The sequence below is a fragment of the Aromatoleum evansii genome (assembly GCF_012910805.1).
Lineage (GTDB): Bacteria > Pseudomonadota > Gammaproteobacteria > Burkholderiales > Rhodocyclaceae > Aromatoleum > Aromatoleum evansii.
In genome coordinates this window covers 1-5,481 of sequence record NZ_WTVK01000116.1, presented here as the reverse complement: position 1 = coordinate 5,481, position 5,481 = coordinate 1, and the positions used below count along the sequence as shown (strand labels likewise).

Here is a 5,481-nt window from a genome sequence, read left to right as displayed (position 1 = left end):
CATTGAACGCTTCTACAATCCGCGGCGGCGTCACTCCGTGCTTGGATATCTCAGCCCGGTTCAGTTTGAAGAAAATATGGTGGCTGTGTAGCTACCGAAACTGTCCGGAGAATCGGGGGCAGGCCACCAAGCCTCCAGCAGCGGCCGAACTGTGACTTTGCTTTCTCAACACGGCGCGCACCACCTCCTTAGACCTTCTACGGACGGCCTCTCGCCCACCTTGCGGTTGAAACCCGATCTCCAGATCGTTCACGGCAAGCAGCCGTTGATGATCCTGGACACGAAGTGGAAGCTGCACGACAACAAGCCTCTCGATCCATCCGATGCATACCAGATGCTCGCATACGGACACGGACTCGGTTGTAGGCGCCTTGTCTTGATCTTTCCGAGGGCAAGTGGCAACCCCGAAAGGATCGACTATGAGTACAACACGTTGGCGGACAAACCGGTGCAGCTGCAGTTGCGTTATGTGGACCTACAAGACGCAGCAAGGGCCTGCAGCGCGCTGGTAGACGAGATCGATGAAATTCTGACCGTGGATACGGCAAATACTTGATCCGCACACTACTGCGAGCTCTGTTGCTGACGGATCACAGCACGTTAGCGGTAGCCCGCTCCTCGGCCAATGCTGTCGCTGAACTACTGAGGGTTTAGCGACCGGTCGCGATCCTTTACCCGCCGTAGGCGTGAAGATCTCGACGTACGGCGGCTCGACCCATCGGCATCCTCTCTACTCAACTGTCCATAGGTTGCCCGTGACCTGCCTCGAATTGAGTGCCGTGGCACTGGGCGGCGCAGTTCCGCGACGACAGATCTATGCCGGGTGTCAATCCGCTTGCTTCTACCGCGCCATCAACTATTCTAGTTTCATGCGATCGCGCTATGCTATATGGGCATGTCTGCGACCCGAACTGCTCGATAACAACGAGAAGGAGTCAATAATGGCAACCATGCGCTCTTGTGTTCTGCTCGCTTCGTGTGCGCTCACCCTGACGGGCTGCGCTCAGTTCACCACTGCGTTTCGTACCTACGACGGTACACAAAGCGTAATGGTCGACGTGAAGCAGCGCGCGATCATCAGCACCAACATAGGAAATCGGACGGTCATTTGCGCGGAGCCCAGTCCGGACGCGATGGCTGCCTACGCACTCGAAGTGGCAGGGCAAATCAAGACGCCCCAGGACCTTGTGGGGAAAGGCAGTCTGGCATCGCAGGAAAGTGCTGCCACCGTAGGTTTGCGCACACAAAGCATCCAGTTGCTTCGCGACTCGCTCTACCGTCTATGTGAGGCATACGCAAACGGAGCGATTCCCGAACATCGATTCGATCTGCTGGCCCGTCGGTACCAGAAGAACATGGTTGCCCTGCTTGCAATCGAGCAACTGACCGGCACCGTAAAGGCGCCCCCGGTAACAATCAACACTCAGGGAATGGCAAGCGTCGCACAAGGGACGGAGCAGCTTCTTGAATCGCAGAAGAAGTTGCTCAATGAAAAGGACTCGCTCACAAAAGACCGCGCCAAGATTCTCGCAGACATCGCAGATTATGATGTTCGCCTTGCCGAAACACCTCCCCCGTCAGCAAGCGTGCTAAGAGAGCTTTCCGTCAAGAAAGCAGATGCGCAATCCAAACTTGGGCAACTTCAAACTCGTATCGCTACGACTGACGATGCTTTGAAGTTACACGAAGATGCGATCCGCAATCCTGGTGGACTTGCCGCGGGCGGGCTCGCGAGTGCTCAAATCATCGCCGAGTCAGGCTGGAAACAGAATCACGATGCCCTCACCAAAGTCGCAGGAACGGTTGAGACGATCGTGAGCCAGATCATCGCCGGGGACGACACTCAACAGATGTGCATAGACTTCCTATCCACTCGCGCCAGAGATGGCCGAGCCAGTCGGGAGGGGGCTACCGCTGCCGAGAAATTACAGGATTTTTGCATTGCAGTGCTGGATAGCGAAGGTGCCAAGATCAAAAAATCCCAAGCCGCCGGTGCTATTTGACCGAACAGACAGAGACTGCAGCGTCAGCATCAGCGATTCAATTCGCCATGACGTCCGTGCCGCTGCAGAGCAAGGACCTCCCGTCTACTTCCACGGCGACCATATCAATCTTATTGTGTTTTCCACAGGTGCCGATACCTTAAGAGATCGGCAGGTCGGCCTGAGCCGCCGGTGGCCGAACTGACCACGTCCGTCAGCAAGGGGGCGGAGACCTTTCCAGCATTGGAGAACCAAATCCCAGTGGCAGAAATCGAGATCGACAAATTCCGCTTCTATATCCGAGACGAAGAGGATCGTCAGTGCTCCTCGGTATGGTTTGCCCATCATCGGGGCAACGACGTATACGTAGGCGCGCTGGGACTGGGCGGCCGCCTGAAGCTCAGTATGCATCGCGATCAGACTTGCCAATGCGGGATGGTGCGAAGCTACAGAGAGAAGCTTCCCGGTAATGGCTTGACGGCGACGCGACCGGTTCGGTGGAAGCGACCTCAGACACCGGAGCACGGAGCGGTTCATGTGGCATCCATCTTCTTCCCGACCGACTTCTTGCGTGGAGAGGGCGTCGCGAAGTCCACCGGAAAACTGAAATTTAGTCTTCCGATGGCGCCGCTTGGTCAAGCGACCGAGGTCGGCCTCTTCTATTCCATTGAGCAGCCAGCCAACCTGGAGCCGCGCTTCGTGCGGCAACTCGCAACGCCAATCCTGTACATGACACTTCCGAGCGGAGAATACGTGTCCATCGTCGTGCGGCACGTTTCTTTCAATGCTCTTCAAGTTCCCGACTTTAGCAAGATTGGATCAAAGGTTCGGCCCCTTGATGGCGCACCGCCGCCAGGCGGTCATATTGAGAACGCCCATGCGATTCTCTATAACGATCATTCAGACGAACAACCGGGGTTCTCGATCGTGGAGGTGAATGGCCTGACAGTCGCGCGCGCTGGGTAGGAGTGCTCAGAGGTGTCTCACGTGTAGTAATTGGGCCTCCTTCCTCGTCTTCTCCCGACTCCGAACTCTGCGACGAAGGCGCGGACGCGCGCGATCATGGAGCTTCGGAGGCAGCAGTATGCGGTATTGCTGCCGCTCATTTCGCCAAGGTTGGCCGTCCGGTCAGGCCGACCAGCCGCCTGCCACGTCAAGAGGCTAGGTAAACGCAAAAAGCCAGCGCGTTCATTCCAAACGCGCCGGCTCCATCACTCAGACTGCATCCCTCCCCTACGCCGCCCGAATCTTCTCCATTAACTGCCGCGCAATCTCCACCGCGGACCCGGTCAGGAACTGGCAATTCCCCTGCACCTTCGGAACGTACTGCCGCAGCATCACGACCGCCGGCTGAAGATCCTGCGCGGTGAGGCCCAGCGCGGCGGGGGCGAGTTCGAGCGGGCTCATCTTCCGCGCCGCCATCTTCGCCTTCGCGGTGGGAAACCGCGGCGTGCCGAGTTCGTTGCTGACGGTGACGACGGCGGGGAGCGTCCCGCGGACGGTTTCGTCGCCGTCGGCGGTGGCGCGGATCACCGTGACGCTGTTGCCGTCCACCTCGACAGCACGCGCGAGGGTGGCAGAGGCGAAGCCGAGTTTTTCGGCGAGGAGCAGCGGGACGATGCCCTGGTCGTCGTCCGAGGCCTGGCGGCCACACAGGACGAGGTCGGCGGCGCCGGTGTGCTTCACGTAGGCGGCGAGGATGTTGGCGACGACCTGGCCGTCGAGCGCGGCGCTGCCTGGGTCGATGGCGACGATCTCGTCGGCGCCTAGGGCGGCGCAGTGCTTCAGCAGGTCCTTGCAGTCCTGGCCGATGGTGACGGCGGTAATAGTGCAGGCGACGCCCTGGTCACGGATGCGCAGGGCGGCTTCCATCGCCTGTTCGTCATAGCCGTTGATGAGGCGCGGGATGGCGGCGACGTCGGGGGTGCAGCCGTCGGCACCGATCTTGAGGTTACCGGCGAGCGCGTAGTTGTTGACGGCGGCCGGGTCGAGCACTTCCTTCACGCATACGACGATTCGCATGGCGGGTCACTCCTGTTCGGGTTGGCTGAGACCGGCGGGATCGAGCGCGCCGGTGAGGTCGAGGCTGTCCGCGTCGCACCACACGGCGTCGTGCGCGAAGCCTGCGGGTTTGCGAGTGAGTCGCGCGAGCAGGTACCAGCGCCAGGGATAGGGACCAAAGTCGCGGTAGGCACCGGTGAGCGTGCCGGTGAATGCCTGTCGGCCGGCGAATTTGGTGCCGGCAATGTGGCGGCCGCCGTCGCAGTCGGCGACGCGGCCGCTCACAGCCGGATCGAAACCGGGGCGAAAGGCCGTGCCCGCCAGCGGGTCAGGCTGCGAAGCGGTCGAAGACATCGAGTGCCTCCTCCACGATATCCGACAGGATCTGGCGCGCGGGCTTCATCTCGGTGACGTAATGGATGCCCTGCCCCGCGGCCTCGGTCATGAGGTCCTTGCGCTGGTAGTCGAGCGAACCCTGGATGTAGTTCGACGACAGGATCATCTGCAGCGGCGGCTTGAGCACGTCCGGCGCGGCATCGCTGCTCCATTCGTTGTGCCACGGGCTGCGCGTGGTGCGCATGGTGTAGCCGGAGATGCAGTTGGAGTAGACGGTGTCGTCGGTCTCGGCCTCGATGAGGCGCTCCTTGAGCGGAAGATTGACGTCGGACTCGCGCGACGCGAGCCACAGCGAGCCGGTCCACACGCCGTCCGCGCCGAGCGCGAGCGCCGCGGCGAGGTGGCGCCCGGTGGTGACGCCGCCCGCCGCGATGACCGGCACGCCGGTGCCACGCGCGGCATCGACGACCTGCGGCACGATGGAGAAGGTGCCGATGTTGCCGGTGTGGCCGGCGGCGTCGTAGCCCTGCGCGATGATGACGTCGGTGCCGGCGGCGAGTTGCTTCTTGGCCTGCTTCGGCTTGCCGACCAGGCCCCACACCTGCATGCCGAGTTCGTGCGCCCGCTTGAGCAGGAAGGCCGGCGAGCCGAGGCCGGAGGCGAAGACCGGCACGCGCTCGTCGAAGATCACTTCGAGCTGGTCGAGCGCGCGCTTCTGGTCGAGGCCGCCCCAGTGGTGGATGTCCGGCGCGACCTTGGGGTCGGGCACGTCGTACTTGCGCTTGATCATCTGCTCGAACTCGCGCTGCTCGGGCGGGATCATCGCGAGCAGTTCGTCGACCGTCTTTTCCTCCGGCACGGAGGACGGCAGCACGAGGTCGATGCCGAAGGGCTTGCCGCCGATGCGGTCGCGGATCCATTTGATGTCGGCCGCGATCTGGTCGGGGGTGTGCAGCGCCTCGCCCAGCACCGCGAAGCCGCCCGCGTTGATGACGGCGACGGCGACGTCCTTGCAGTGGGTGAAGGCGACGACCGGATACTCGATGCCGAGCTTGTCGCAGAGGGGAGTGTGCAGGGGGTTGCTCATCTTGGCTCCTTCGGGAATGGGCGCTGACCGGTTGCGGTCTCGATTTCATTCTATTGAGGGGGCTTGGCGCGGGCG

General features: G+C 61.6%; 7 protein-coding genes. 4 read left to right on the top strand and 3 right to left on the bottom strand.

The features are described from left to right. From GO615_RS29425 to GO615_RS26965, 4 genes are all read left to right on the top strand, one after another. On the top strand, nt 1–91 hold a 91-nt coding region (locus GO615_RS29425), incomplete at its 5' end, for an IS3 family transposase (RefSeq protein ID WP_339379976.1). Nucleotides 92–151: 60 nt separating this feature from the next. Next, the gene (locus tag GO615_RS26975) at nt 152–556 is read left to right on the top strand and encodes a 5-methylcytosine restriction system specificity protein McrC (RefSeq protein ID WP_169132939.1); all 405 of its coding nucleotides are present in this window, start codon (nt 152–154) and stop codon (nt 554–556) included. 385 nt (nt 557–941) lie between these two features. Next, entirely contained in the window at nt 942–2,003 is a 1,062-nt protein-coding gene (locus tag GO615_RS26970; RefSeq protein WP_169132938.1) for a hypothetical protein, read from the top strand. A gap of 171 nt (nt 2,004–2,174) precedes the next feature. After that, nucleotides 2,175–2,948 carry a hypothetical protein gene (locus GO615_RS26965; RefSeq protein ID WP_169132937.1) on the top strand — a complete coding sequence of 258 codons (774 nt, stop codon included), beginning with the start codon at nt 2,175–2,177 and terminating at the stop codon, nt 2,946–2,948. Between the two features lie 267 nt (nt 2,949–3,215). On the opposite strand, the gene GO615_RS26960 is transcribed toward GO615_RS26965, so the two are convergent. Genes GO615_RS26960 through GO615_RS26950 form a run of 3 tightly spaced genes read right to left on the bottom strand, consistent with a single transcriptional unit; the run spans nt 3,216 to nt 5,406 of the window. Next, complete coding sequence (locus GO615_RS26960) at nt 3,216–4,004, bottom strand: electron transfer flavoprotein subunit beta/FixA family protein (protein ID WP_169132936.1); 789 nt, start codon at nt 4,002–4,004, stop codon at nt 3,216–3,218. A 6-nt stretch (nt 4,005–4,010) separates the two neighbouring features. Next, the gene (locus tag GO615_RS26955; protein WP_169132935.1) at nt 4,011–4,337 is read right to left on the bottom strand and encodes a hypothetical protein; all 327 of its coding nucleotides are present in this window, start codon (nt 4,335–4,337) and stop codon (nt 4,011–4,013) included. Next, nucleotides 4,312–5,406 (bottom strand): nitronate monooxygenase, encoded by a 1,095-nt coding sequence (locus GO615_RS26950; RefSeq protein ID WP_169132934.1) that lies wholly within the window; start codon nt 5,404–5,406, stop codon nt 4,312–4,314. The genes GO615_RS26955 and GO615_RS26950 overlap by 26 nt, the downstream gene beginning before the upstream one ends. Nucleotides 5,407–5,481 lie beyond the last annotated feature (75 nt).

Excerpts from the sequence above, each read along its gene's own strand:
- GO615_RS26970 (WP_169132938.1), top strand. The coding sequence starts at position 942 with ATGGCAACCATGCGCTCTTGTGTTCTGCTCGCTTCGTGTGCGCTCACC.
- GO615_RS26960 (WP_169132936.1), bottom strand. The coding sequence starts at position 4,004 with ATGCGAATCGTCGTATGCGTGAAGGAAGTGCTCGACCCGGCCGCCGTC.
- GO615_RS26955 (WP_169132935.1), bottom strand. The coding sequence starts at position 4,337 with ATGTCTTCGACCGCTTCGCAGCCTGACCCGCTGGCGGGCACGGCCTTT.
- GO615_RS26950 (WP_169132934.1), bottom strand. The coding sequence starts at position 5,406 with ATGAGCAACCCCCTGCACACTCCCCTCTGCGACAAGCTCGGCATCGAG.